We start from the raw sequence: 24,108 nt of genomic DNA, 5'->3' as shown, positions 1-24,108 counted from the left end.
ATGGAAAGCCGACACCTGATCGACATGGCGAACCAGATCGGTGCGTTCTTCGCGTCGATGCCGGATCACGACGAAGCGGTCGCGGGCATCGCCGATCACATCCGGCGCTTCTGGGAGCCGCGGATGCGGCGCGCGCTGCTCGCCGCGCTCGACGATCCGCATGACGACGCCGCGCAAGGCGTCGCGCCGATCGTCCGAGAGGCGATCGACAAGCACCGCGCGTCGCTCGAGCCCGCGCCCGCCGCGCCGCACGCCGCGTAGCGGACGGCGGGCGCCGCACCCATCGGCATGCGTGGGTCGATGCCGCGTCGCGCGGATCGACACGGCTGCGCACGCCGGCCGCTCCCCCGCCGCTCGCGTGCGGCGCCGCTCGGTCCGCAACGGGCCGCATCCGCGAGCCGGCCGCGCCCGTCTGGCGCGCCGTCGCGTTCACGCGTCGAGCCGCATTCCCGAGAACCACGTCTCGCAATGACGCAGCAGCGCGTTCGCATCCGTCGCCGGGCGGCCGCGCGCGGCGACGTAACCGTCCGGGCGCAGCAGGTAGAACACGGGCCGCGAGCGCCCGTACGCATCGATCAACAGCGGCGCGCCCTCGCCCTGCGCATCCGTCACGCGCCAGCAGCGCACCGCGCCCGGCATGATCCGCTCGAGCGCGTCGGCGAGCGCGCGGCCGTCCTCGCCCGGATCCGACGGCAACGTGTCGTCGATCGCCTCGCGCGGTTCGAGCACGAGCAGCGTGAAATGCGCGGGATCGTGCAGATCGAAGAGGCGCGCGACGCCGGGCGCCTTGCCGAGCGGCCCGTCGAGCACATGCAAGAGCGCGTCCGGTGCGCGCTCGCCCGCGCGCGGCCCGCCGTCGAGCACGCGTTCGAGCGTGAGCGGGCTCTTCCGATACTGGATCGCGAGCTCGCTGACCGAGCGACGCGCCGCGTCCCGCAACGGCCCGAACGACGCGAGGATCGGCACGACGTGGTTGCGCAGCAGCCTGAGCGGCCCGCGGTCCGCCTCGACGACCTGCGTCGCGAAGCTCGTCTGCCGAAGCACGTCGCGCTCGATCGGGTGACGCTCCTCGTGATAGGTGTCGAGCAACCGCTCGGGCGCGTTGCCGGCCAGCACGCGCGCGAGCTTCCAGCCGAGATTGAACGCCTCCTGAATGCCCGTGTTCATCCCCTGCGCGCCCGCCGGGCTGTGCACGTGCGCGGCATCGCCCGCGAAAAACACGCGTCCGACGCGCAGCTTCGCGACCATCCGGCTGTGCAGATGAAAATACGACGACCATGCGAGATCGCCGATCTTCAGATTGGGCGTCACGCGCGCGCGCACGATCTCGCGGCACAGCTCGAGCGACGGCCCGTGCTCGTCGTCGAGCGCGCCGTTGCGCGGCGGCCGATCGGCGACGAGCCGGTAGCGGCCGTTGCCCATCGGAAACAATCCGGCGATGCCGTCGCCCGTCGTGAACAAATGAATCTCGTCGTCGGGCCAGTCGGCGCCGACGTCGAGATCCGCGAGCAAGAATGTCTGCTCGAACGCATGCCCGACGAAATCGACGTCGAGCAGACGCCGGACGGTGCTGTGCGCGCCGTCGGCCGCGACGACGTACGACGGCTGCAGATGCTCGTCGCGACCGTCGCCGTGGCGCAGCCGCACGTCGAGCGCGCCTTCCGGCTCCGTGCAATGCGTGAGCGTCACGCCGCGCTCGACGTGGACGTCGAACGTCGCGAGATGCTCGGTCAGCAAACGCTCGGTGACGGTCTGGTCGAGAAACAGCAGGTACGGATAGCGCGTTTGCAGCGGATCGAAGTCGAGCTCGGCGATGCGCTGGCCGGCCGAGTACAGGATCGCGAGCCGCGCGCGATGGCCAAGCTCGACGAACCGGTCGACGACGCGCTGCTGCTCGAGGAGTTCGAGCGTTCTGGCCTGGATGCCGATCGCGCGCGAATGGTGCGCGGGCCGTGCCGCCTTGTCGACGATGCGCACCGGCACGCGGGCGCGCGCGAGGCAAAGCGCGGCGGCAAGCCCGGTCGGCCCGGCGCCGACGATCAGCACGGGAGGCGTGATGAGCGGAACGACTGCCATAAGGACCTCGTCGATACGCAACACCCGCAGTCTACGCCCGCCGCCGCGCCGCATCCATAGCGGGCGGGCCGCCTCGGTCGATTCGGCCGGCGCGGTTCGAGGTATGGGAAAATGCAGGGTTTCCCGTTTGTCCCGCGTCATGGAATCCGCTTTCGACCGCGCGTTCGCCGCGCACCGCGCAGGCCGGCTCGACGATGCCGAGCACGGCTACCGGGCGGCGCTCGCCACCAATCCCGCCAATGCCGACGCGCTGCACCTGTTCGGCGTGCTGCGCCATCAGCAGGGCCGGCACGAAGAAGCGGCCGATCTCGTCGGCCGCGCGGTCGAGTTGCGTCCGAACGACGCTGCGCTGCAACTGAACCTCGGCAACGCGTTCAAGGCGCTCGGCCGCCTCGACGACGCGATCGAGCGCTTTCGCAACGCGCTCACGCTCGCGCCGGAGTTTCCGCTCGCGCATTACAACCTCGGCAACGCATATGCGGCGCAGGAGCGGCACGACGACGCGGTCGACGCGTTTCAGCGCGCGCTCGCGCTCGCGCCCGGCGACGCGTCGATCCACAACAATCTCGGCAACGCGCTCAATGCGCTCGGCCGGCACGGCGACGCGCTTGCGGCGTTTCGCCGCGCGCTCGAACTGCGCCCCGGCCACGCGGGTGCGCACAACAACCTCGGCATGGCGCTCGCCGCGCTTGGCGACACTGAAGAAGCGATCGCGCATTTTCGCGCGGCGCTCGCCGCCGAGCCGCGCTTCGTCGCCGCGCATTTCAATCTCGGCAACGCGCTCGATGCGGTCGGCCGGCATGCGCAGGCGCTCAGCGCATTCGAATCCGCGCTCGCGCTGCAGCCGCGCTTTCCGCTCGCGCTGTTCGGGCTCGCGAACGCGCTCGCGGCGCTCGGCCGCCATCGCGACGCGCTGCCGCATTACGAGCGCGCGGTCGGGCTCGATCCGTCGTTCGTGCTCGCATGGCTCAACCTCGGCACCGCGCATCACGCGCTCGGCGCGCACGAGATGGCGCTGCGCGCGTTCGATCAGGCGCTGCGGCTCGATCCGTCGCACGCGCTCGCGCAAATGCACCGCGCGGTCACGCTGCTCACCCTGCGCGACTTCGCGCGCGGCCTGCCCGCGTACGAAGCGCGGCATGCGCTGCCGGGCGCGGCGCCGCTCGGGCCGCTGCCGCGCTGGCAAGGCGAGCCGATCGCGGGCCGCACGCTGCTCGTGCTCGCCGAGCAAGGCTTCGGCGACACGCTGCAGTTCGTGCGGCTCGTGCCGCTCGCGCGCGAGCGCTGCGCGCGGCTGGTCCTGCAGGTCCAGCCGGCGCTGTTGCCGCTCGTCGAGCCGATGGCCGCGCGCTGGCGCGTGAGCGTCGTGCCGGCCGATGCGGCGCAGACGCCCGCCGCCGATCTCGTCTGCCCGCTCTTGAGCCTGCCGTTCGCGCTCGGCCTCGCATACGATGCGATCCCGTCCCGCACGCCGTATCTCGACGTGCCCGACGCCGCGCGCCGCCGCTTTCGCGGCTCGCTGGGCGGACAGGCGAAGCGCAAGTTCGGCATCGCATGGTCGGGCAGCGCGCAGGTGCAGGAGAATCGAGCGTTGCCGCTCGATGCGCTCGCGCCGCTCTTCGCGCTCGCCGGCATCGACTGGATCGTGCTGCAGCCGATGCTGTCGGACACCGACCGGGCGGCGCTCGACGCGCATCCGGATGCGGCGCGCATCCACCGGCTCGACGGCCTGACCGATTTCGCGGCGACAGCCGCGCTCGTCGATCGGCTCGACGGCGTCGTCTCGATCGACACGGCGGTCGCCCACCTCGCGGGCGCGCTCGGCAAGCCGCTGTGGCTGATGCTGCCCGTCGCCGCCGACTGGCGCTGGAGCACGGGTGACGACAGCCCGTGGTATCCGCGCGCGCGACTCGTCCGGCAGTCGGAGCCGGGGCGTTGGGACGAGGTGGTCGAAACCGTCGCGAGCGAGATCGCGCGCGGATGACGGCTCGCGCGCGCATTCGTGCGCGCTTGCTTCGGTCTATTGAGCTTCGCGTCCGCCTGCGAATCGTCGCTCGTGCGACGCGCCCCTTTCGGCGGCGCTCACGGTCGGTCTCGCCTTCGGGCCTTCGGGCCTTCGAGCCTTCGAGCCTTCGAGCCTTCGAGCCTTCGAGCCGCAACATGGTCGATTCATCGATACCGCGATCGCGCGCCATCACGACTCCGGACTTGCCGCCCGCGTCTTCGCCGCGCGCCGCGCCAACGCTTCGCTCAAACAAAAAACGGAGCGCGGCGCGCTCCGTTTCCCGATTCGCCGTCGACGGCCCGTTCGCAGCAGGCCGCCCGTCCGCTCAAGTCGTCTTGTACTGATTGCGCGCTTGCGGCGACCGGTACAGCACGAGCGTCGCGATCAGTCCGCAGATCGCGGCAAGGCCGAGCCAGAGCCCCGGCGCCGCCTTGTTGCCGCTCTCGTGGATCAGCAGCGTCGAGATCGCCGGCGTGAAGCCGCCGATCGTCGTCGCGAGGCTGTACGCGAGCGAGAAGCCTGCGGTGCGCACGTCTGCCGGCATCACCTCGGTCAGCGCGACGACCATCGCGCCGTTGTACGAGCCGTACAGGAACGACAGCCACAGTTCGACGGTCAGCAGCCGCAGGAACGACGGCGAACCGACAAGCCACTGCATCGCCGGATACGCGGTGAGGATCGTGAGCGCCGTGAACGCGATCAGCACGGGGCGCCGGCCGATCCGGTCGGACAGCGCGCCCGACAGCGGCAGCCAGATCAGGTTCGACAGCCCGACACAGACGGTCACGACGAGCGCGTCGATCGCCGACAGGTGCAGCACTTCCTTGCCGAAAGTCGGCGTGTACGCGGTGATCATGTAGAACGACACGGTCGTCATGATGACCATCCCCATGCCGGCGAGCACGACGCCCCAGTTTTCGAGCATCGACTTCATGATCTCGCCCATGCTCGGACGGTGGCGCTTCGCGAGAAACTCGTCGGTCTCCTTCAGCGAGCGGCGGATCAGGAACAGGAACGGCACGATCAGGCAGCCGATCAGGAACGGAATGCGCCAGCCCCACGACGTCATCTGCTCGACGGGCAGCGCGCGGTTCAGCAGCACGCCGACGAACGCGGCGAACACGACCGCCACCTGCTGGCTGCCCGACTGCCACGACGTGTAGAAGCCCTTGTTACCCTTCGTCGCGATCTCGGACAGGTACACCGACACGCCGCCCAGCTCGACACCCGCCGAGAAACCTTGCAGCAGGCGGCCGAGCAGCACGAGAATCGGCGCGAGCACGCCGATCGTCGCATAGCCCGGAATCGTGGCGACCGTCAGCGTGCCGAGCGCCATCAGCGCGAGCGTCAGGATGAGGCCCTTGCGGCGGCCATGATGATCGATGTACGCGCCGAGCACGATCGCGCCGACGGGGCGCATCAGGAAGCCCGCGCCGAACACGGACAGTGACAGCATCAGCGACGCAAACGCGTTGCCGCTCGGGAAGTAGGTCTTGGCGATCGCGGACGCGTAGTAGCCGTAGACCATGAAGTCGTACATCTCCAGGAAGTTGCCGCTGACGACGCGGAACACGGTCCTGGCCTTGGATTCCTGCTGAATTGCGGGGGACGCGGTAGACATGTCTCTCTCGATAAGGCTGCGCCGCGGCCACCGGCAGGCGGCGCGCGGCGCGTATCACATCGTGCTTCTTTCCCCGGCGCGGCCGGGGGCCGCGCAGATCGATGATGCGCTGCGCGGCGTCCGCCATCTTACTGCGAACGATGGCGAGATGCGTCAAAGCGTCGCTTGCGAAGCAGCCCGAAAGGTATCTGAAACATTTCTTGTCGAGTCTTCTTATCAAGTCCTTTGAGATGCCTTTTGCCCCCCTTTTTGCGCGCCCTCTTCCGCGCAGGCGTGCGAACGAAGCGGCGTCGCGCCGAGCGATCGCACGATCGTCCGGCCGATGCTCCGGATGCCGAACGAACGACGGGCCGCACCGAAGTGCGGCCCGCCGCTTTCCTGCTTGCGTGGAAACCGCGTCTCGCGCCGGCTACAGCCGCGTCTCGCGCGCCGCGCGCAGGAACGTATCGAGAAGCGGCGTGCAGTCGAGCAGCTCCGGGCCGCCCGCGCGATGGAACTCCGGATGCCATTGCACGCCGACGACGAACGGCGCGCGGCGATAGCGAATCCCCTCGATGATCCCGTCTTCCGCCGACACGGCCTCGATGTTCAGATCGCGGCCGATGTCGCGAATCGCCTGATGGTGAATCGAGTTGACGATCGCCTCGCGGCGGCCGGGGAACATGTTCGCGAGCGTCGAGCCGTCAGGAAAGCGAATCGAATGCCGGTGCTGGTCGTAGTGTTCGCTCACGTGCGCGCCCGCGGTCGGCACGTCGGTCGCGATGTCCTGATAGAGCGAGCCGCCGAACGCGACGTTGATGAGCTGGCACCCGCGGCACACGCCGAGCACCGGCTTGCCCGACTCGATGAACTCGTGCAGCAGTTCGAGCTCGTACATGTCGCGCACGCGGTCGCCGGGCCATTCGGGACGCGCGTCGGTCGCCGCATAGGTCTGCGGCGAGACGTCGGCGCCGCCTTGCAGCAACAGGCCGTCGAGATGCTTCGCATAGTCGCGCAGCCGGATGTTGCTCGGATGCAGCATCCCCTGATGGCCGACCGTCGGGATCATGAACACGAGCACGTCGCGCGACATCACCCAGTGCGCGATCGATTCCTCCAGATACTGCAGCGTCTTGCCGCGCAGCCCCGGCGCGCCGGGCTCCGGATGGAAGATGCGCGCCGACACGCCGATGCGCAGCGTGCGCTGCGTGATCCGCTGGCCGGCTCGGTCGAAGAGCCGCCGCGCGCGCGCCGCGATGATCCGGCCGAACACCGACCACGGCGTGTCGCTCTGTTTCAGGTATGCGGGCGGCGCAGGTGCGGCCGCGCTCGCGGGCGGCGGGCGCGACGTCTCGAAATCGGGTTGCGCGCCGAAGCCCGGCGGCGGGGAGCCGGCTTTCGAGCGCGCGGCGGAACTGGCGGCGCCCGGCGCCGATGCGCCTGCGCTCGCCGCGCCCGAGGCAGCGGCAGACGCGCCGGACGTGGTTGCGCCGGCTGCGCCCGGCATGGCCGCAGCCGGGGCCGCCGCAACGCCGGGTGCGCCGGGCTCGGCGATCGTGCCTGTCGGCGCCGAGCCAGGGTCGCCGATGTCCTGCGCGGCCGCGATCTGCGCGGCGAACGCGCCGACGTGAACGGTCGCGCCCGCGGGCGGTTTGTCGGAGACGGAAGGCAAGGAAGCCGGAGCAGCGGGGCCGGAAGGTGTCGCTGCGGAAGCAGAGGAGGAAGAACCGGGCTGATCGGTTCTTGCGGACGTGTTTTCGCTCATGACGAAGGTCTGGCGCGTCGGTCACGCGGAGAATCAACAAGAATTCATTATGCTTCAGTACACGATCGGCGGCAAACCGACAGAATTTCGTCAATATTGTTGCAACACTGTCGCGAATTCACGCCGATATACGTTGCAATCGCGCAACGATGCGCACGATTCGACGTACGAATCGAAGTGCGGCGGCCTCGCGATGGCGGCGGCGCGGCAATGTGCGCCACGCGAGCGCATCGTCGCCGCGGTTTCGTCCTCGGCATCGCGCGGCGCCGCTCCGGCAGGTCGTGCGCGCGAACGGCCGCGCACGAAACGGCAACCCGGCGCGATATCGAGCACGGCGGTAAGCAAGCATGACGCTCATCGTTTTCACGCATCGCGCCGCAGCGCACCGGCACGCCCCGCTCGCCCCCACTCCCGCCCGCGCGGCCATGCGCCGTCCGGCGCGCAGCCGCGCGTTCGAAGCGGCGTGCGACGCGTACCGCCTCGCCCCCCCGCGGCGCACCGCTGTTCTACAATGCGCGAACCCGAGCGCTGCCCGCCGCCGCGCGGCTTCGCTTCACGAAGCGCCGAACCGTGCCGGGCCGCGTCGCACGGCGCTTCGGCAACCCGATCGAGCCTGATACCGCCATGACCACTTTCGCTCCCTTCCCGCCGCTCGCCCGGCTCGCCGCCGATCTCGCCGCCGGCGCGACGACGAGCCGCTCGCTCGTCGAAGCCGCGCTCGAACGCGCCGCCGATCCGGCGGGACAAGGCGCGCTCGCGTTCACCGAGATCGACGCGCAAGGCGCGCGCGCGGCCGCCGACGCGCACGACCGCCTGCGCGCGGCGGGCACCGTGCTGTCGCCGCTCGCGGGCATTCCGGTGTCGGTGAAGGATCTGTTCGACGTCGCGGGCCAGGTCACGCGCGCGGGCTCCCGCGTGCTCGCCGACGCGCCCCCTGCGGCGGCCGACGCGATCGCCGTCGCCCGCCTGAAGCGCGCGGGCGCCGTGCTCGTCGGCCGCACGAACATGAGCGAGTTCGCATTCTCCGGCCTGGGCCTCAATCCGCACTACGGCACGCCGCGCTCGCCGTACCGGCGCGGCGTGCCGGGCGACGAGCGGATCGCGGGCGGCTCGTCGTCGGGCGCGGCCGCATCGGTTGCGCACGGCATGGCGGCCGTCGCGCTCGCGACCGACACGGGCGGCTCGATCCGGATTCCCGCCGCGTTCTGCGGGCTGACGGGCTTCAAGCCGACAGCGAGCCGGATTCCGAAGCAAGGCGGCGTGCCACTGTCGACGACGCTCGATTCGTTCGGCCCGATCGGCGTTTCGGTCGCGTGCTGCGCGCTCGTCGACCGGATTCTCGCGGGCCTCGAGCCGCTCGTGAGCGCCGCGCGTCCGCTCGAAGGCGTGCGGCTCGGCGTGCTGACGAACTATGTGACGGACGGCGTCGACGCGCACGTCGCGGCATCGCTCGACGCCGCGCTCAAGCACCTGGAGGCGGCGGGCGCGATCGTGTCGGACGCGCGCTTCGCGCCGCTCGACACGCTGCCCGACATCAACCGCTACGGTTTTTCTTCGATCGAGGCGTACGCGTGGCATCGCCCGCTCGTCGCGCGCCACCGCGACGCGTACGATCCGCGCGTGCTCGCGCGCATCCTGAAGGGCGAGCCGGCGAGCGCCGCCGATTACCTCGACCTCGTCGCCGCGCGCGCGGCGCTCATCGACGAGGCGGCGCGCACCGTATGGCAGCGCTTCGACGCGCTCGTCGCGCCGACGGTGCCCATCGCGCCGCCGCGCATCGCCGAACTCGAACGGGACGACGACGCGTTCGCGCGCACGAACGCGCTCGTGCTGCGCAACCCGAGCGCGTTCAATTTCCTCGACGCGTGCGCGCTGTCGCTGCCGTGCCATCCGCGCGACACGGCGCCCGTCGGCCTGATGCTCGCCGCCGCGCCGCATCGCGACGACGCGCTGCTCGCGATCGGGCAGGCGGTCGAAGCGGTGCTCGCGACGATCCGCTGAGCGCCGCCTGCGTGCCGGATGCCGCGCCGTCGGAAAGCGGCGCGGCGTTCGCGTTAAAATCCGACGATTCATTTTCCCGAACGCTCGAAGGAATCCCGTTTCGATGAACAACCTGACGCTCTCGCTGCACCGCGAACGACGACTGCTCGTGCTGCTCGGCCTCGTATGCCTCGCGCTTCTGGCCGGCGCGCTTTATCTGCAGTACGTGAAAAACGAGGACCCGTGCCCGCTTTGCATCATCCAGCGCTATTTCTTCGTGCTGATCGCGGTGTTCGCGTTCATCGGCGCGGGCATGGCGAGCGGCGCGGGCATCGCGGTGATCGAGGCGCTCATCGTGCTGTCGGCCGCCGCGGGCGTCGGCACCGCGGCGCGCCACCTGTACGTGCAACTGAACCCGGGCTTCAGTTGCGGCTTCGACGCGCTGCAGCCTGTCGTCGACAGCCTGCCGCCCGCGCACTGGCTGCCGGGCGTGTTCAAGGTCGCCGGGCTGTGCGAGACAGTCTATCCGCCGATCTTCGGCATCCTGCTGCCCGGCTGGGCGCTGATCGCGTTCGCGCTGATCGTGGTGCCCGTCGCCGCGAGCCTGCTGCGCCACCGCGGCCGGCTGCGCTGATCGGCCCGGCGCGGTCGCACACTGCGCGGCCGCCCGCGCCGCCGGCCGGCGCTGCTCGTTTTCCCGGGCATCGCGGCCAGCGGGCCGGCGCGATCGGCGGCGCCGGCCCGCATCCGGCCCCGCCGGGACCCGCGCGCAGCAAAGGTTCCCGTCATCCGGCAACTTCGGCCGGGCCCGCGAATCCTATGCGCATCATGATCGCCACCGAATAGCCCGCATCATTGCCAGGCCATACCGCCGCCTTTTTGCGGTGCTATCTTCATTTCCGGATGGCGATCTACGTGCGCGAGGGGGCGCTTCTCGACCCTGCGTAACGCGCGCCTGATCCGCAATGTCCCGTGGATTCGCCATGACAACGCCAACCATCCGCCTGCCCCGCCGCCTCGTGCGCACCGCCCCGAGCGGCGATGCGCGACACCGCCAGCCAGCCGAACGCGCGCGCCATGCCGGCTCGCCGCGCGTCCGGACGTCCGAGGCAAGAACGTGCGTGTCGCACGCGGCGAATCTGCGCGCAGCCGCGTCCGCCCGCGCGCCGCGCACCGTTCACGCGGCAGCCGCCGCCCGCCCGGCCGTCACGGCCTGATGCACGATCAGGAGAACCGCCGGATGGAAACCTGGCTCACCGACCTGCAGCATCTGCTCGCCCGCGGCGACGCGGCCGTTCTCGTCACGGTCGCGCACGTCGACGGCTCCGCGCCGCGCGACGCGGGCACGAAGATGCTCGTCACGCGCGACGCCGCGCGCCACACGATCGGCGGCGGCCATCTCGAATGGAAGGCGATCGAGATCGCGCGGCAATTGCTGAAGGAAGGCGCGCACACGCCGCACGCGCGCCGGCTCGAGCGGCTCGCGCTCGGCCCGAGCCTCGGCCAGTGCTGCGGCGGCGCGGTCGTGCTCGCGTTCGAGCGGCTCGACATCGCCGATCTCGGCTGGGTCACGTCGCTCGCGAAACGCGCGGCGGCGGGCGCGCCGACCGTGCGCAGCGTGTCGTTCGGCGCCGATGCCGACACGATGATGCTGAGCGAGCCCGAGCCGGGCGCGACGCGCCCCGACTGCCTGCTGTGGGACATCGGCGGCGCACCGCTATTGACCGAGACGATCGCGCCGCGCGCGTTCTCGGTCGTGCTGTTCGGCGCCGGACACGTCGGCGCGGCGCTCGTGCGCGTGCTCGGCACGCTGCCGTGCCACGTGCGCTGGGTCGACGAGCGCGACGCGCAGTTCCCGCCGCCCGACACGCTCGCGGGCATCCGCAATCTGTCGCTCGACGCGAACGACGCGCCCGACGAAGCAATCGACGAGGCGCAGCCCGGTGCGTACTTCGTCGTGATGACGCACAATCACGCCCGCGATCTCGAGCTCGCTCACCGGATCCTCTCGCGCGGCGACTACGCGTACTTCGGCATGATCGGCTCGCGCACGAAGCGGATGCAGTTCGAGCACCGGCTCGCCGCGCGCGGCATCGATCCGCGGCAGATCGCGCGCATGCAATGCCCGATCGGCGTGCCCGGCATCGTCGACAAGGCGCCCGAGGCAATCGCGATCGCCGTCTCCGCGCAGATCCTGCAGACCGTCGACGCGCGCCGCGCGAACGGGCATCCGGCCGCATCGCCCGCGGCGCACGGCGCAGGCGCGAGCTGAATCGCCGCCATTCAAACCAGGACACGACCAAAGAAACCACGATGACCCCGACATTCCAAGACAAGATCGCCCGCGCGCCGAAGGCGGAGCTGCACATCCACATCGAAGGCTCGCTCGAGCCCGAGCTGATCTTCGCGCTCGCGCAGCGCAACGGCGTGAAGCTCGCATACGAATCGATCGACGCACTGCGCGCCGCGTACGCGTTCACCGATCTGCAGTCGTTCCTCGACATCTATTACGCGGGCGCGAGCGTGCTCCTCACCGAACAGGATTTCTACGACATGACGGCCGCGTACGTCGAGCGCGCGCTCGCCGATCACGTCGCGCACGCGGAGATCTTCTTCGATCCGCAGACGCACACCGAGCGCGGCGTGCCGATCGAGACGGTCGTCGCGGGCATCGATCGCGCGCTCTCCGATGCGCAGGCTCGCGGCTTCTCGAGCAAGCTGATCCTGTGCTTCCTGCGCCATCTGTCCGAGGAAGACGCACTTGCGACGTTCGAGGCGGCGCTGCCCCTCTTCGATCGCTACGCGCATCGCCTCGTCGGCGTCGGGCTCGATTCGTCCGAGCGCGGCAACCCGCCGTCGAAGTTCGCGCGCGTGTTCGCGAAGGCGCGCGAGCGCGGCCTGAAACTCGTCGCGCACGCGGGCGAGGAAGGCCCGCCCGAATACGTGACGCAAGCGCTCGACGTGCTGAAGGTCGATCGCATCGATCACGGCGTGCGCAGCGCGGAGGACACGGCGCTCGTCGCGCGCCTTGCCGGCGAGAAGATCGCGCTCACCGTCTGCCCGCTGTCGAACCTGAAGCTCTGCGTATTCGACGACCTGACGAAGCACACGCTGAAGGCGCTGCTCGATCGCGGCGTCGCGGTGACGATCAACTCCGACGATCCCGCGTATTTCGGCGGCTACGTCAACGAAAACTACTTCGCGACCGTCGACGCGCTACAGCTTGGCGACGACGACGTCTACACGGTGATCAGGAACGGCTTCGAAGCGTCGTTCGTGAGCGCCGACGAACGCGCGGCGCTGATCGCGAAGCTCGACGCGCACTGGCACGCGGCCTGACGGCCGCACGACGCGCGCGCCGCATGCGGCGGCGCGCGAAGCGCGCGCGTCCAGACGCGACGCGTTCGACACGAGACACTGAGGAGAGCTTAACGATGGACCTCTACCAAGGCACCGCCGCGCCTGCTGAGCGCTCGGCGCTCGAGCGCCACTTCGGCATCCGCGAGTCCGGCTCGCGGCTGCGCACCGAGATCGTCGCCGGCGTGACGACGTTCCTGACCGCGATGTACATCATCGTCGTGAATCCCGGCATCCTGTCGCAGGCGGGCGTGCCGTTTTCGGCCGCGCTGACGGCAACGGTGATCGTCAGCTTCCTCGGCAGCTGCGCGATGGGCCTGTACGCGCGCAACCCGGTGCTCGTCGCGCCGGGCATGGGGATGAACGCGCTCTTCACGTTCGTGATGGTCCACGGCGGCAAGATGCCCTGGCAGACCGCGCTCGGCTGCGTGTTCTGGGCGGGCGTGCTGTTCGCGACGCTCGCCGCGTTCAACGCGCGCAAGCTCGTCGTCGACGCGATTCCGGCGAACCTGCGGCACGCGGTGTCGTGCGGCATCGGCCTGTTCATCAGCCTGATCGGTCTCGTGAACGCGAAGTTCATCGTCGGCGATCCGGTGACGATCGTCCACGCGACGTCGCTCAACCCTGTGATCGTCACGTTTCTCGCCGGCCTCGCGATCACGACCGTGCTCGTCGTGCGCCGCGTCACGGGCGCGCTGATGCTCGGCATCGTCGCGACGACGCTGCTCGCGATCCCGATCGGCCGCGTGTGGGGCGACGGCAGCGCGTACTGGCCCGCCGCGATCGCAACGAAGACGCTCGTCAACTGGAACGGCTTCGTCGCCGCGCCGGACTTCTCGGCGATCGGTCAGCTCGATCTGCTCGGCTCGCTGAAGTTCGCGTACTGGCCGTTCATCTTCGTGATGCTGTTCACCGCGTTCTTCGACGCGCTGTCGACGTTCATGGCGATTTCGGAGGCCGGCGACCTGCGCGACGGCGACGGCAATCCGCGCAACATCCGCCAGTCGATGATCGTCGACGCGTTCTCGGCCGTCGTGTCCGCGCCGCTCGGCACGAGCCCCGCGAACGCGTACATCGAATCGGCGGCGGGCATCTCGGCGGGCGGGCGCACGGGGCTCGTCGCGGTGGTCGCGGGCTTGTGCTTCGTGCCGTTCCTGTTCCTGTCGCCGCTGCTCTCGCTCGTCCCGGCGATTGCGACGGCGCCCGCGCTCGTGCTCGTCGGCGTGTTCATGATGGAATCGATCACGAAGATCGAATGGCACCGCTTCGACGAGGCGATCCCCGCGTTTCTCGCGATGATCCTGATCCCGCTCACGTACTCGATCACCGAAGGCATCGCATACGGCTTTCTGGCATTCGTCGTGCTGAAGCTCTTCACCGGACGCCGCCGCGACGTGAAGCCCGCGATGTGGGTCGTGGCGGCGCTGTCGGTGCTACTCGTCGCGCAGCTCTGATTTCAATCGATACGGATTCCAAACGATGACCCAAACCGCTTTCCGCGCCCGCCTGCTGAGGTTCGACGGCGACCCCGCGCAATCGGACGACGCGATCGCGCACGACGAAGACGGCCTCCTCGTCGTCGACGACGACGGGCGCGTCGTTGCGGCGGGCGCCTATGCGGCGCTCGCGCCACGCCTCGCGCCCGACGCGACGCTCGTCGAAATGCGCGACAAGCTGATCGTGCCCGGCTTCATCGACACGCACGTCCACTATCCGCAGACCGAAATGATCGCGTCGCCGGCGCCGGGCCTGTTGCCGTGGCTCGACCGCTACACGTTCCCGACCGAGCGGCGCTTCGCCGATTCCGCGCACGCGCGCGACGTCGCCGAGTTCTTCCTCGACACGCTGCTCGCATGCGGCACGACGACGGCGCTCGTCTACTGCACGGTGCACAAGCAGTCGGCCGACGCATTCTTCGACGCGAGCGACGCGCGCGGCCTGCGAATGGTCGCGGGCAAGGTGCTGATGGACCGCCACTGCCCCGAGTTCCTGCGCGACACCGCGCAATCGGGCTACGACGACAGCGCCGAGCTGATCGCCCGCTGGCACGGCCGCGGCCGGCAGCTGTACGCGCTCACGCCGCGCTTCGCGCCCACGTCGACGCACGAGCAGCTCGAGGCGTGCGGCGCGCTCGCGAAGCTTCATCCGGACGTGTTCATCCAGAGCCACGTCGCGGAGAATCTCGACGAGATCCGCTGGGCAGCCGAGCTGTTCCCCGAGCGGCGCAGCTATCTCGACGTCTACGATCATTACGGCCTGCTGCGCCGGCGCGCGGTCTACGGCCACTGCATCCATCTCGACGACGACGATCGCCGGCGCTTCGCCGAAACGGGCGCGATCGCCGCGCACTGCCCGACGTCGAACCTGTTCCTCGGCAGCGGCCTGTTCGAGTTCGATCGCGCGAACGCGCGGCAGATGGCCGTCACGCTCGCGACCGACGTCGGCGGCGGCACGTCGTTCTCGATGCTGCAAACGATGAACGAGGCGCACAAGATCGCGCGGATGACGGGCCATCATCTGAGCGCAACCCGGATGTTCTGGCTCGCGACGGCGGGCGCCGCGCACGCGCTCGACCTGGCGGACACGATCGGCACGCTCGCGCCGCGCGCGGAAGCCGACTTCGTCGTGCTCGATCCGGCTGCGACGCCGCTGCTCGCACGCCGCACCGCGCGCGCGGAGTCGCTCGAGGAATTGCTGTTCGCGCTCGCGCTGCTCGGCGACGATCGTGCGGTCTATCGCACGTATGCGGCCGGCCGCTGCGTGCATCGGCGCGACGTCGCCGACGCGGGCTGAGCATGGTCTGAGCGCGTGAAGGCCGTCGAGGACGCGAGCCGCCCGGCGCGCCACGCGGCCGACGGGCCGGTCCGCACCGGTCCGCGCTCGCCCCCTGCCCGGCACCCCTCGCGTCGCGCTCGCCCGGGCATCGCCGCCACGCCCTCCGTGGTCGACGCGCCGCAACAATCGTTCCCTTCGTACAAAAAAGGCATGCTAGAATCCGCTCCTCATTGGGGAGTAGCCGCTCCGCTCAAGCCGACGCCGCCCGGCGCGCTCGTGACGGAGGCGTCCGTCAACAGACTTGGCCGTCGCGGCCATGGCGGACGCAGCCCGCAGGGCCTGGCGAGACCGATGATTCTCCACGCGCCGCAGATGGGCCCGGCGCGCGGCGAATCGTCGCTCGCGTTCAACCTGGCCCTGGGATATTCGTTCCGTGACTGAAGCCTTCCTGATCTCGACGGGCGCCGTCGCCCTCGCCGAAATCGGCGACAAGACCCAACTGCTCTCGCTCGTCCTCGCCGCACGTTACCGCAAGCCGCTGCCGATCATCGCCGGCGTCCTTGCCGCGACCCTGATCAACCACGGCTTCGCCGGCGCGCTCGGCGAGTGGCTCGGCGTCTATCTGACGCCGACGGTGATGCGCTGGGCGCTCGCGATCTCGTTCATCGGGATGGGCTTGTGGATTCTCGTGCCGGACAAGCTCGACGCCGACGAGGCGAACGCGAACCGCTCGCGGCTCGGCGTGTTCGGCGCGACGTTCGTCGCGTTCTTCCTCGCTGAAATGGGCGACAAGACGCAGATCGCGACCGTCGCGCTCGCCGCGCGCTTCCAGGATTACGTGGGTGTCGTCGCCGGCACGACGTTCGGGATGATGCTCGCGAACGTGCCGGCAATCCTGCTCGGCGACCGCTTCGCGCACCGGCTGCCGACGAAGCTCGTCCACGGCGTCGCCGCCGTGCTGTTCATCGCGCTCGGCGCGCTCGCGTTCATCCACGGCGGCGCCTGACGGCGCAAAGGGAGCCGCGTGCCCGCCTTCGGGACGCGCGCGCGGGCCATGCGCCCCCGCGCATGGCAGCCGCTCGCCACGCCGGCAGCGGCAATGACGACAGCGGCAACCGGCTGCCGCCCCCGCGGCGCGCCCGGCTCAGCATCGCGCCGACTCACGGGTTCGCCGGTTCGGCGTTTTTCCGGCTCCCCCTTTCACGGGTTCGCCGCCTCGTCGGCTCGCCGTCTCAATGCGCCGGCGCCGAGGCTGCGCCGGACGCGGGCGCGGCGGGCACCGCACGCTCGTTCGACGGCATCGGCGCGGGCGCGCCGTTCTTGTCGACCGGCAGCCGCACCGTGCGCACGGTGCCGTTGCCGAGCGGGAAATCGGCGAGCGCCGCGCGAGCGAGATACGGCATCGCCTGCAGCAGCGACGAGCCTTCGCCCGCGTTGCGCGCCGCGACGTTATAGACCTCCGTGCCCGTCGCGCGCTCGGTGATCCGGATCTCGAGCGAGCGCTGGAAAATCTGGTAGCTCTGATTCACGTAGCCCGTCGGGAACGGCCCCCACGGACCGTACGGCCCCCACGGTCCGCGCCAGTACGGGCCGGGGCCAAACCACGGATCGTAGTAGACGGGCTGCGGCACCGACACCCAGTCGCTCTTGATGCCGTACGCAAGCCGGACGAGATAGCGCGCATCCTTAGTCGGCACGCGCCTGAACGAATAAGTCGACAATTCGTTGCCGACGATCTGCTCGTAGGTCGACTGCTCGAGACTGTTCTGTTGCTCGGCGGTCCGCGCGAACGCGTACGTGCGCGTCGCGTCGTTGCCGCTCCAGTTCGAGAACGCCGTGACCTGTGTCGTGACGTAGGACGTGCAGCCGGACAGCAGCACGATCAGGGCACCCGCGACGAGCGCCGTGCCGCGAATGAAGGGAATGCGTTTCATGTTCGTCCTCTGGATCAATGGCGTCGCGCGGGCTGGCCGGACGGCGTGATGACCGGATGATACGCCGTCGCGCAAGCGCTGCGCCGATATCACGAAGACCGCCCGCGCCGCCGAAAAGTTCGTCCCGCGCGCCTTGCGCCAAGGCTTTGTACAATGGGCTCTTGCCGCCGCGCCGCGCGCCCGGCGCGGACCCAACCTTATCCTATGCCCACGATCGCCATGTCCGACACCGCCGCTCCCTCCGCCGTGATCCGCCGCAGCGACTACACGCCGCCTGCGTTCCTGATCGATACCGTCGCGCTCGAGTTCGATCTCGAGCCCGCGCGCACCATCGTCAAGAACACGATGCGCGTGCGCCGCAATCCGGATGCCGCGCCCGCGCCGCACTTCGAGCTGATGGGCGAGGCGCTCGTGCTCATCGGCGCGCATCTCGACGGCAAGCCGTACGACGCGGTGCGCGCGCACGAGCATGGCGTGACCGTCGAGAACGTGCCCGACGCGTTCGAGCTGACGATCGAGAACGCGTGCGCGCCCGAATCGAACACGACGCTCTCGGGCCTGTACGTCTCGAGCGGCAATTTCTTCACCCAGTGCGAGGCGGAGGGCTTCCGGCGCATCACCTACTTCGTCGACCGCCCGGACGTGATGGCGTCGTACACGGCCACGCTGCGCGCCGACAAGGCCGCGTATCCGGTGCTGCTGTCGAACGGCAATCTCGTCGATTCCGGCGATCTGCCGGACGGCCGCCACTTCGCGAAGTGGGAAGACCCGTTCAAGAAGCCGAGCTACCTGTTCGCGCTCGTCGCGGGCAAGCTCGTCAAGCTCGAGGAAACGATCAAATCGGCGAGCGGAAAGGACAAGCTGCTGCAGGTGTGGGTCGAGCCGCAGGATCTCGACAAGACCCGCCACGCGATGGATTCGCTGATCCATTCGATCCGCTGGGACGAACGGCGCTTCGGCCTCGAGCTCGATCTCGACCGCTTCATGATCGTCGCCGTCGGCGATTTCAACATGGGCGCGATGGAAAACAAGGGGCTCAACATCTTCAACACGAAGTACGTGCTCGCGAACCCGGAAACGGCGACCGACGTCGACTTCGCGAACGTCGAATCGGTCGTCGGCCACGAGTATTTCCACAACTGGACAGGCAACCGCGTGACCTGCCGCGACTGGTTCCAGTTGAGCCTGAAGGAAGGCCTCACCGTGTTCCGCGACCAGGAGTTCTCGGCCGACATGTCCGCGGGCGCCGAAGACGACGCCGCCGCGCGCGCGGTCAAGCGCATCGAGGACGTGCGCGTGCTGCGCCAGCTCCAGTTCGCCGAGGACGCCGGCCCGATGGCGCATCCGGTGCGGCCCGAGAGTTACGTCGAGATCAACAACTTCTACACGATGACCGTCTACGAGAAAGGCGCGGAAGTCGTGCGGATGTATCAGACGCTGTTCGGCCGCGACGGCTTTCGCAAGGGGATGGACCTGTACTTCCGGCGCCACGACGGGCAGGCCGTCACGTGCGACGACTTCCGCCACGCAATGGCCGACGCGAACGGCCGCGATCTCGCGCTGTTCGAGCGCTGGTACAGCCAGGCGGGCACGCCGCGCGTGACGGTTCGCACCGCTTACGACGCCGCCGCGAAGCGCTACGCGGTGACGCTGCGGCAAGGCTACGGCGATGCCGCGCGCGACACGCAGAAAGGACCGCTGCTGATTCCGTTCGCGATCGGCCTGATCGGCGCCGACGGCCGCGACCTGCCGCTGCGCCTCGAAGGCGAGGCGGCCACGTCGGGCACGACGCGCGTGCTCGATCTGACCGAGACCGAGACGACGTTCACGTTCGTCGACGTCGACGAAGCGCCGCTGCCGTCGCTGCTGCGCAATTTCTCGGCGCCCGTGATCGTCGAATACGACTACCGCGACGACGAGCTCGCATTCCTGCTCGCGCACGACGGCGATCCGTTCAACCGCTGGGAGGCGGGCCAGCGCCTCGCGACGCGCGCGCTGCTCACGCTCGCCGCGCGCGCGGCCGCGCAGCAGCCGCTCGCGCTCGACGACGCGTTCGTCGCCGCGTTCAAGCGCGTGCTGACGAACGACACGCTGTCGCCCGCGTTTCGCGAGCTCGCGCTCACGCTGCCGTCGGAAGCCTATCTCGCCGACCAGATGACGCAAGCCGATCCGGCCGCCGTTCATCGCGCGCGCCAGTTCGTGCGCCGTCAGCTCGCGAACGCGCTGCGCGCCGACTGGCTCGCGGTCTACGACCGCCATCAGACACCGGGCGCCTATGCGCCGACGCCCGACGACGCTGGCCGTCGCGCGCTGAAGAACCTCGCGCTCGCCTACCTCGCCGAGCTCGACGAACCGGCGGACGCGATCCGTCTCGCCACCGCGCAATACGACGCCGCGAACAACATGACGGATCGCGCATCCGCGCTCGTCGCGCTGCTGTCGGCCGCCGCCGCCTCGGCCGACGCGGCGCGCGCCGCCGATCGTGCGCTCGAGGACTTCTATCGCCGCTTCGAGAAGGAAGCGCTCGTGATCGACAAGTGGTTCTCGATGCAGGCCACCCGGCGCGGCACGCCCGAGCATCCGACGCTCGACATCGTGCGCAAGCTGCTCGCGCATCCTGCGTTCAACCTGAGGAATCCTAACCGCGCGCGATCGCTGATCTTCGGCTTCTGCTCGGCGAATCCGGCGCAGTTCCATGCGGCCGACGGCTCGGGCTACGCGTTCTGGGCCGATCAGGTGCTCTCGCTCGACGCGCTCAATCCGCAGGTTGCCGCGCGGCTCGCGCGCGCGCTCGAGCTGTGGCGCCGCTTCACGCCGTCGCTGCGCGACAAGATGCGCGAAGCGCTCGAACGCGTCGCCGCGAACGCGCAGTCGCGCGACGTGCGGGAGATCGTCGAGAAGGCGCTCGCCTGACGGGGCCGACGAGACCAACAGAACCTACACCAACAGGATCAACAGGCCTGATGGGCGATGCGCGCGGCCGCCGCGCCGTTCGTTGCTGCCGCAGACGAAAAAGCCGGCATCGCGTCACGCGATGCCGGCTTTCTTGTCGAACCGGCCGGCCGCACCGAACCAATCGCGTTCGCCTGAACCAGGCGTGGCCGCGTCGCGCTCGTGAACGGCGCACGCGTCGGTCGGCGGCCGCATCCAGCGCATACGCCGCGCTCGGCGCGCCTCGTTCACGCGCATTCGCGTCCGCACGCGCACGACCACGCCCCTCGCGCGCGCTCGCGCCGCATCAAGCCGGCACCGCCTGCTCGACCGTCTGCCGCACGCGCTTGGCCGCGTCGACCATCGCCGCGAGCGCCGCGTCGACCTGCCGCCACTCGCGCGTCTTCAGCCCGCAATCCGGATTCACCCACAGGCGCTGCGCCGGAATCCGCTCGAGCGCGAGCAGGATGAGCCGCTCGATCTCGTCGGCGTCCGGCACGCGAGGCGAATGGATGTCGTAGACGCCCGGCCCGATCTCGTTCGGATACTCGAACGTCTCGAACGCGTCGAGCAGCTCCATGTTCGAGCGGGTCGTCTCGATCGAGATCACGTCCGCGTCGAGCGCCGCGATCGACGGCAGAATGTCGCCGAACTCCGAATAGCACATGTGCGTGTGGATCTGCGTGTCGTCCGCGACGCCCGACGCCGCGATCCTGAACGCGCGCACCGCCCAGTCCAGATACTCGGCGCGATCGCGCGCCTTCAGCGGCAGCCCCTCGCGCAGCGCCGGCTCGTCGACCTGGATCATCCCGATGCCGGCCTTCTCCAGATCGAGCGTCTCCTGCCGCAGCGCGAGCGCGATCTGCAGCGCCGTCGTCGCGCGCGGCTGGTCGTCTCGCACGAACGACCATTGCAGCATCGTCACGGGCCCCGTCAGCATGCCCTTCACCGGCTTGGTCGTCAGGCTCTGCGCATACGACGCCCAGCCGACCGTCATCGGCTCCGGCAGATAGACGTCGCCGTAGACGAGGGGCGGCTTCACGCAGCGCGATCCGTAGCTCTGCACCCAGCCGTTGCTCGTGATCGCGAAGCCCCACATCAGCTCGCCGAAGTACTCGACCATGTCGTTGCGCTCCGCCTCGCCGTGCACGAGCACGTCGAGGCCGTACGAGAGCTGCTTGTCGATCGCGATGCGCACCTGCTCGCGCATCGCCTCCAGATAGCCGAGGTGATCGAGCACGCCCTGCCGGAACGCGGCGCGCGCGCGGCGGATCTCCGGCGTCTGCGGGAACGAGCCGATCGTCGTCGTCGGCAGCGGCGGCAAGTCGAAGCGCGCGCGCTGCGCGGCCGCGCGCGCCGGATAAGCGCTCGCGCGGCGCGCGTCGGCGTCGGTCAACGCGGCGACGCGGCGCTTGACGAGCGGATTGTGGATGCGCGCCGACGTGCGTCGCGCGGCCGCCGCCACAGCGGCGGCGTCGAACTCCGCCGCGACCGCCGCGCGCCCCTTCGCGAGCGCGTCACGCAGCGCGGCGACTTCGCGCGTCTTCTGCACGGCGAACGCGAGCCACGCCTTCAGTTCGTCGTCGAGCTTCGGTTCGTGCGCGAGATCGACGGGCGCATGCAGCAGCGAGCAGCTCGTCGCGATCCACAGCCGCTCGCCGAGCGTTTCATGCACCGGCGCGAGCCGAGCGAGCGAGCGGTCGAGATCGTTGCGCCACACGTTGCGGCCGTCGACGATGCCGCACGAGAGCACCTTGTCGGCCGGATAGTCCGCGACGAACGCGTCGAGCTGCGCATCGCCGCGCACGAGATCGACATGCAGGCCCGCGACGGGCAGCGCCTTCAACAGCGCCGCGTGCTCGCTCACATCGTCGAAATACGTCGCGACGAGCAGCTTCGGCGCGCCGGGCACGAGCGCTTCGTACGCGGGCCGCGCCGCGTCGCGCCACGCGGCGGGCAAATCGAGCGCGAAGATCGGCTCGTCGATCTGCACCCAGTCGACGCCCGCCTCCCTTAGCCGCGCGAGCAGCGCGCGATACGCGGGCACGAGGCGCGGCAGCAGTTCGAGACGATCGGCGAGCCCATCGCGCGCCTTGCCGAGCCACAGCAGCGTGAGCGGGCCGACGAGCGCCGCCTTCGGGCGATGACCGAGCGCGCGCGCTTCGCGCACCTCGTCGAAGAGCCACTCGACGCCCGGCCCGAACGTCGTCGCCGGCGAATACTCGGGCACGAGATAGTGGTAGTTCGTATCGAACCACTTCGTCATTTCCATCGCCGGCTGCGCGGCGTTGCCGCGCGCGGCCGCGAAGTAATCGGCGAGCGTGAGCGCGCGCGCGTCGAAGCCGAAGCGCCGCGGCAGGCCGCCGACGTGCGCGAGCGTCGTCAGCACGTGGTCGTACCACGCGAAATCGCCCACGGTCACGCAGTCGAGCCCGGCGTCTCGCTGCGTCTGCCAATGCGCGGCGCGCAGCGCGCGGCCGGTGTCGACGAGCGCGCGCTCGGCGTCGGCCGACGCGCCGTCGCGCCAATAGCGTTCAAGGGCGAACTTCAGTTCCCGTTGCGCGCCGATGCGCGGAAAACCCAGGATGTGTGCGGTGGTCATCTCGATCCTCCAGAAGTGACCGGCAGTATCGGATTTGCCCTATCATTACTCAAACGAAAGTTTTTGCCGCACAACATGAATATTTTTCAACATCAAATCTGGCCAGACGCACCGCGATGATCCGCTCCCCGCTCGAATTCCGGCATCTGCAAACGCTCGTCGCGCTGCGCGACACCGGCAACCTGTCGCGCGCCGCGCAGGTGCTGTGCCTCACGCAGTCGGCGCTGTCGCACCAGTTGAAGGCGCTCGAGACGCACTTCGGGCTGCCCCTCTTCGTGCGCAAGTCCGCGCCGCTCACCTTCACCGCGGCCGGCAAGCGGCTGCTCGCGCTCGCCGAGCAGGTCGTGCCCGCGATCGAGGAAGCCGAACGCGACATCGCGCGCCTCGCGCTCGGCACGGGCGGCGCGCTGCGCATCGCGGTCGAGTGCCATACCTGCTTCGACTGGCTGATGCCCGCGATGGACGCGTTCCGGCAGCGCTGGCCGGAAGTCGAACTCGACATCGTGTCGGGCTTTCACGCGGACCCGATCGGCCTCCTGCACCAGGATCGCGCGGATCTCGCGATCGTCGCCGAGGCCGATGCCGACGAAGCGGTCGGCTATCACCCGCTCTTTCGCTTCCAGATCGTCGGGCTCGTCGGCAACGACCACGCGCTCGCGCAAAAGCCGTCGCTCGCGGCCGCCGACTTCGCCGACGAGACGCTCATCACGTACCCGGTGCCCGACGAGATGCTCGACATCGTCCGGCAGGTTCTGAAGCCCGCCGGCATCGAGCCGAAGCGGCGCACGTCGGAGCTGACGATCGCGATCCTGCAGCTCGTCGCAAGCCGTCGCGGCGTCGCGGCGCTGCCGCTATGGGCGGTCGCGACCTATCTCGACAAGCGCTACGTGAGCGCGCGCCCGGTGCTGCGCGCCGACGGCTCGGCGCTGTCGGGCGAGCTCTATGCGGCGACGCTGCCCGCGTTCTCGACGCGCGCGTACGCAGCCGACTTCGTCGCGACGATGCGCGAGACGAGCGCGGCGTCGCTGCCCGAGATCGAGCTGCTGTAAGCGGCGCGCCGCGCGCCGCTCGCGCCCTGCGTCG

At 69.8% G+C, this 24,108-nt stretch carries 17 protein-coding genes and 1 riboswitch; of the genes, 12 read left to right on the top strand and 5 right to left on the bottom strand.

What is annotated here, in order from left to right; translation table 11 throughout:
• Positions 1-261, top strand: coding sequence for a formate dehydrogenase subunit delta (locus tag BTH_RS20475; protein WP_009889814.1), 261 nt, complete (start codon positions 1-3; stop codon positions 259-261).
• 168 nt (positions 262-429) lie between these two features.
• Here BTH_RS20475 and BTH_RS20470 read toward each other — a convergent pair whose 3' ends face one another.
• Positions 430-2,076: an FAD-dependent monooxygenase gene (locus BTH_RS20470; RefSeq protein ID WP_009889813.1), complete on the bottom strand. Its 1,647-nt coding sequence runs from the start codon at positions 2,074-2,076 to the stop codon at positions 430-432.
• A gap of 139 nt (positions 2,077-2,215) precedes the next feature.
• Here BTH_RS20470 and BTH_RS20465 point away from each other — a divergent pair, with 139 nt between their 5' ends.
• Positions 2,216-4,060: a tetratricopeptide repeat protein gene (locus BTH_RS20465; protein ID WP_009889812.1), complete on the top strand. Its 1,845-nt coding sequence runs from the start codon at positions 2,216-2,218 to the stop codon at positions 4,058-4,060.
• A 346-nt stretch (positions 4,061-4,406) separates the two neighbouring features.
• Here the strand turns inward: BTH_RS20465 and BTH_RS20460 are convergent, their stop codons facing one another.
• Positions 4,407-5,702 (bottom strand): MFS transporter, encoded by a 1,296-nt coding sequence (locus tag BTH_RS20460; RefSeq protein ID WP_009889811.1) that lies wholly within the window; start codon positions 5,700-5,702, stop codon positions 4,407-4,409.
• Here BTH_RS20460 and BTH_RS33810 point away from each other — a divergent pair.
• Positions 5,701-5,931: a hypothetical protein gene (locus tag BTH_RS33810; RefSeq protein ID WP_127446398.1), complete on the top strand. Its 231-nt coding sequence runs from the start codon at positions 5,701-5,703 to the stop codon at positions 5,929-5,931. The genes BTH_RS20460 and BTH_RS33810 overlap by 2 nt on opposite strands.
• A gap of 180 nt (positions 5,932-6,111) precedes the next feature.
• On the opposite strand, the gene BTH_RS20455 is transcribed toward BTH_RS33810, so the two are convergent.
• A complete protein-coding gene (locus BTH_RS20455; RefSeq protein WP_011402116.1) occupies positions 6,112-7,446 on the bottom strand; it encodes a gamma-glutamyl-gamma-aminobutyrate hydrolase in 1,335 nt (444 codons plus the stop codon).
• 624 nt (positions 7,447-8,070) lie between these two features.
• Between BTH_RS20455 and BTH_RS20445 the strand changes: the two genes are divergently transcribed.
• The 7 genes from BTH_RS20445 (at position 8,071) to BTH_RS20415 (ending at position 16,564) form a co-directional block, all read left to right on the top strand.
• Entirely contained in the window at positions 8,071-9,447 is a 1,377-nt protein-coding gene (locus BTH_RS20445) for an amidase (protein WP_025369843.1), read from the top strand.
• A 103-nt stretch (positions 9,448-9,550) separates the two neighbouring features.
• Positions 9,551-10,060, top strand: coding sequence for a disulfide bond formation protein B (locus BTH_RS20440; RefSeq protein ID WP_009889807.1), 510 nt, complete (start codon positions 9,551-9,553; stop codon positions 10,058-10,060).
• A 606-nt stretch (positions 10,061-10,666) separates the two neighbouring features.
• Complete coding sequence (gene xdhC, locus BTH_RS20435) at positions 10,667-11,698, top strand: xanthine dehydrogenase accessory protein XdhC (protein WP_011402115.1); 1,032 nt, start codon at positions 10,667-10,669, stop codon at positions 11,696-11,698.
• 41 nt (positions 11,699-11,739) lie between these two features.
• Positions 11,740-12,765: an adenosine deaminase gene (locus tag BTH_RS20430; RefSeq protein ID WP_009889805.1), complete on the top strand. Its 1,026-nt coding sequence runs from the start codon at positions 11,740-11,742 to the stop codon at positions 12,763-12,765.
• A 95-nt stretch (positions 12,766-12,860) separates the two neighbouring features.
• Positions 12,861-14,237, top strand: a complete 1,377-nt coding sequence (locus BTH_RS20425) for an NCS2 family permease (RefSeq protein ID WP_009889804.1) — start codon at positions 12,861-12,863, stop codon at positions 14,235-14,237.
• A gap of 25 nt (positions 14,238-14,262) precedes the next feature.
• The gene (guaD, locus tag BTH_RS20420; RefSeq protein ID WP_009889803.1) at positions 14,263-15,576 is read left to right on the top strand and encodes a guanine deaminase; all 1,314 of its coding nucleotides are present in this window, start codon (positions 14,263-14,265) and stop codon (positions 15,574-15,576) included.
• Between the two features lie 202 nt (positions 15,577-15,778).
• Positions 15,779-15,933: riboswitch (yybP-ykoY riboswitch) on the top strand.
• 58 nt (positions 15,934-15,991) lie between these two features.
• A complete protein-coding gene (locus BTH_RS20415) occupies positions 15,992-16,564 on the top strand; it encodes a TMEM165/GDT1 family protein (RefSeq protein WP_009889801.1) in 573 nt (190 codons plus the stop codon).
• A 226-nt stretch (positions 16,565-16,790) separates the two neighbouring features.
• On the opposite strand, the gene BTH_RS20410 is transcribed toward BTH_RS20415, so the two are convergent.
• A complete protein-coding gene (locus BTH_RS20410; RefSeq protein ID WP_009889795.1) occupies positions 16,791-17,492 on the bottom strand; it encodes a DUF4136 domain-containing protein in 702 nt (233 codons plus the stop codon).
• Positions 17,493-17,711: 219 nt separating this feature from the next.
• On the opposite strand from BTH_RS20410, the gene pepN reads away from it, so the two are divergent.
• Positions 17,712-20,405 (top strand): aminopeptidase N, encoded by a 2,694-nt coding sequence (gene pepN / locus BTH_RS20405; RefSeq protein WP_009889793.1) that lies wholly within the window; start codon positions 17,712-17,714, stop codon positions 20,403-20,405.
• A 325-nt stretch (positions 20,406-20,730) separates the two neighbouring features.
• Here the strand turns inward: pepN and metE are convergent, their stop codons facing one another.
• Positions 20,731-23,025 (bottom strand): 5-methyltetrahydropteroyltriglutamate--homocysteine S-methyltransferase, encoded by a 2,295-nt coding sequence (gene metE, locus BTH_RS20400; RefSeq protein WP_009889789.1) that lies wholly within the window; start codon positions 23,023-23,025, stop codon positions 20,731-20,733.
• Positions 23,026-23,141: 116 nt separating this feature from the next.
• Here metE and BTH_RS20395 point away from each other — a divergent pair, with 116 nt between their 5' ends.
• Positions 23,142-24,074 (top strand): LysR family transcriptional regulator, encoded by a 933-nt coding sequence (locus BTH_RS20395; RefSeq protein ID WP_009889787.1) that lies wholly within the window; start codon positions 23,142-23,144, stop codon positions 24,072-24,074.
• Positions 24,075-24,108 lie beyond the last annotated feature (34 nt).

The organism is Burkholderia thailandensis E264 (genome assembly GCF_000012365.1).
GTDB lineage: Bacteria > Pseudomonadota > Gammaproteobacteria > Burkholderiales > Burkholderiaceae > Burkholderia > Burkholderia thailandensis.
The sequence above is the reverse complement of the archived record's forward strand: the minus strand, read 5'-3'. Positions and strand labels throughout refer to the sequence as shown.

Bases quoted from the DNA above. Each gene is read 5' to 3' on its own strand.
- xdhC (WP_011402115.1), top strand. From the start codon at position 10,667: ATGGAAACCTGGCTCACCGACCTGCAGCATCTGCTCGCCCGCGGCGAC.
- BTH_RS20470 (WP_009889813.1), bottom strand. From the start codon at position 2,076: ATGGCAGTCGTTCCGCTCATCACGCCTCCCGTGCTGATCGTCGGCGCC.
- BTH_RS20455 (WP_011402116.1), bottom strand. From the start codon at position 7,446: ATGAGCGAAAACACGTCCGCAAGAACCGATCAGCCCGGTTCTTCCTCC.
- BTH_RS20465 (WP_009889812.1), top strand. From the start codon at position 2,216: ATGGAATCCGCTTTCGACCGCGCGTTCGCCGCGCACCGCGCAGGCCGG.
- BTH_RS20460 (WP_009889811.1), bottom strand. From the start codon at position 5,702: ATGTCTACCGCGTCCCCCGCAATTCAGCAGGAATCCAAGGCCAGGACC.
- BTH_RS20475 (WP_009889814.1), top strand. From the start codon at position 1: ATGGAAAGCCGACACCTGATCGACATGGCGAACCAGATCGGTGCGTTC.
- BTH_RS20395 (WP_009889787.1), top strand. From the start codon at position 23,142: ATGATCCGCTCCCCGCTCGAATTCCGGCATCTGCAAACGCTCGTCGCG.
- BTH_RS20440 (WP_009889807.1), top strand. From the start codon at position 9,551: ATGAACAACCTGACGCTCTCGCTGCACCGCGAACGACGACTGCTCGTG.
- BTH_RS20425 (WP_009889804.1), top strand. From the start codon at position 12,861: ATGGACCTCTACCAAGGCACCGCCGCGCCTGCTGAGCGCTCGGCGCTC.
- metE (WP_009889789.1), bottom strand. From the start codon at position 23,025: ATGACCACCGCACACATCCTGGGTTTTCCGCGCATCGGCGCGCAACGG.
- BTH_RS33810 (WP_127446398.1), top strand. From the start codon at position 5,701: ATGTCTCTCTCGATAAGGCTGCGCCGCGGCCACCGGCAGGCGGCGCGC.
- BTH_RS20445 (WP_025369843.1), top strand. From the start codon at position 8,071: ATGACCACTTTCGCTCCCTTCCCGCCGCTCGCCCGGCTCGCCGCCGAT.
- guaD (WP_009889803.1), top strand. From the start codon at position 14,263: ATGACCCAAACCGCTTTCCGCGCCCGCCTGCTGAGGTTCGACGGCGAC.
- BTH_RS20410 (WP_009889795.1), bottom strand. From the start codon at position 17,492: ATGAAACGCATTCCCTTCATTCGCGGCACGGCGCTCGTCGCGGGTGCC.
- BTH_RS20430 (WP_009889805.1), top strand. From the start codon at position 11,740: ATGACCCCGACATTCCAAGACAAGATCGCCCGCGCGCCGAAGGCGGAG.
- pepN (WP_009889793.1), top strand. From the start codon at position 17,712: ATGTCCGACACCGCCGCTCCCTCCGCCGTGATCCGCCGCAGCGACTAC.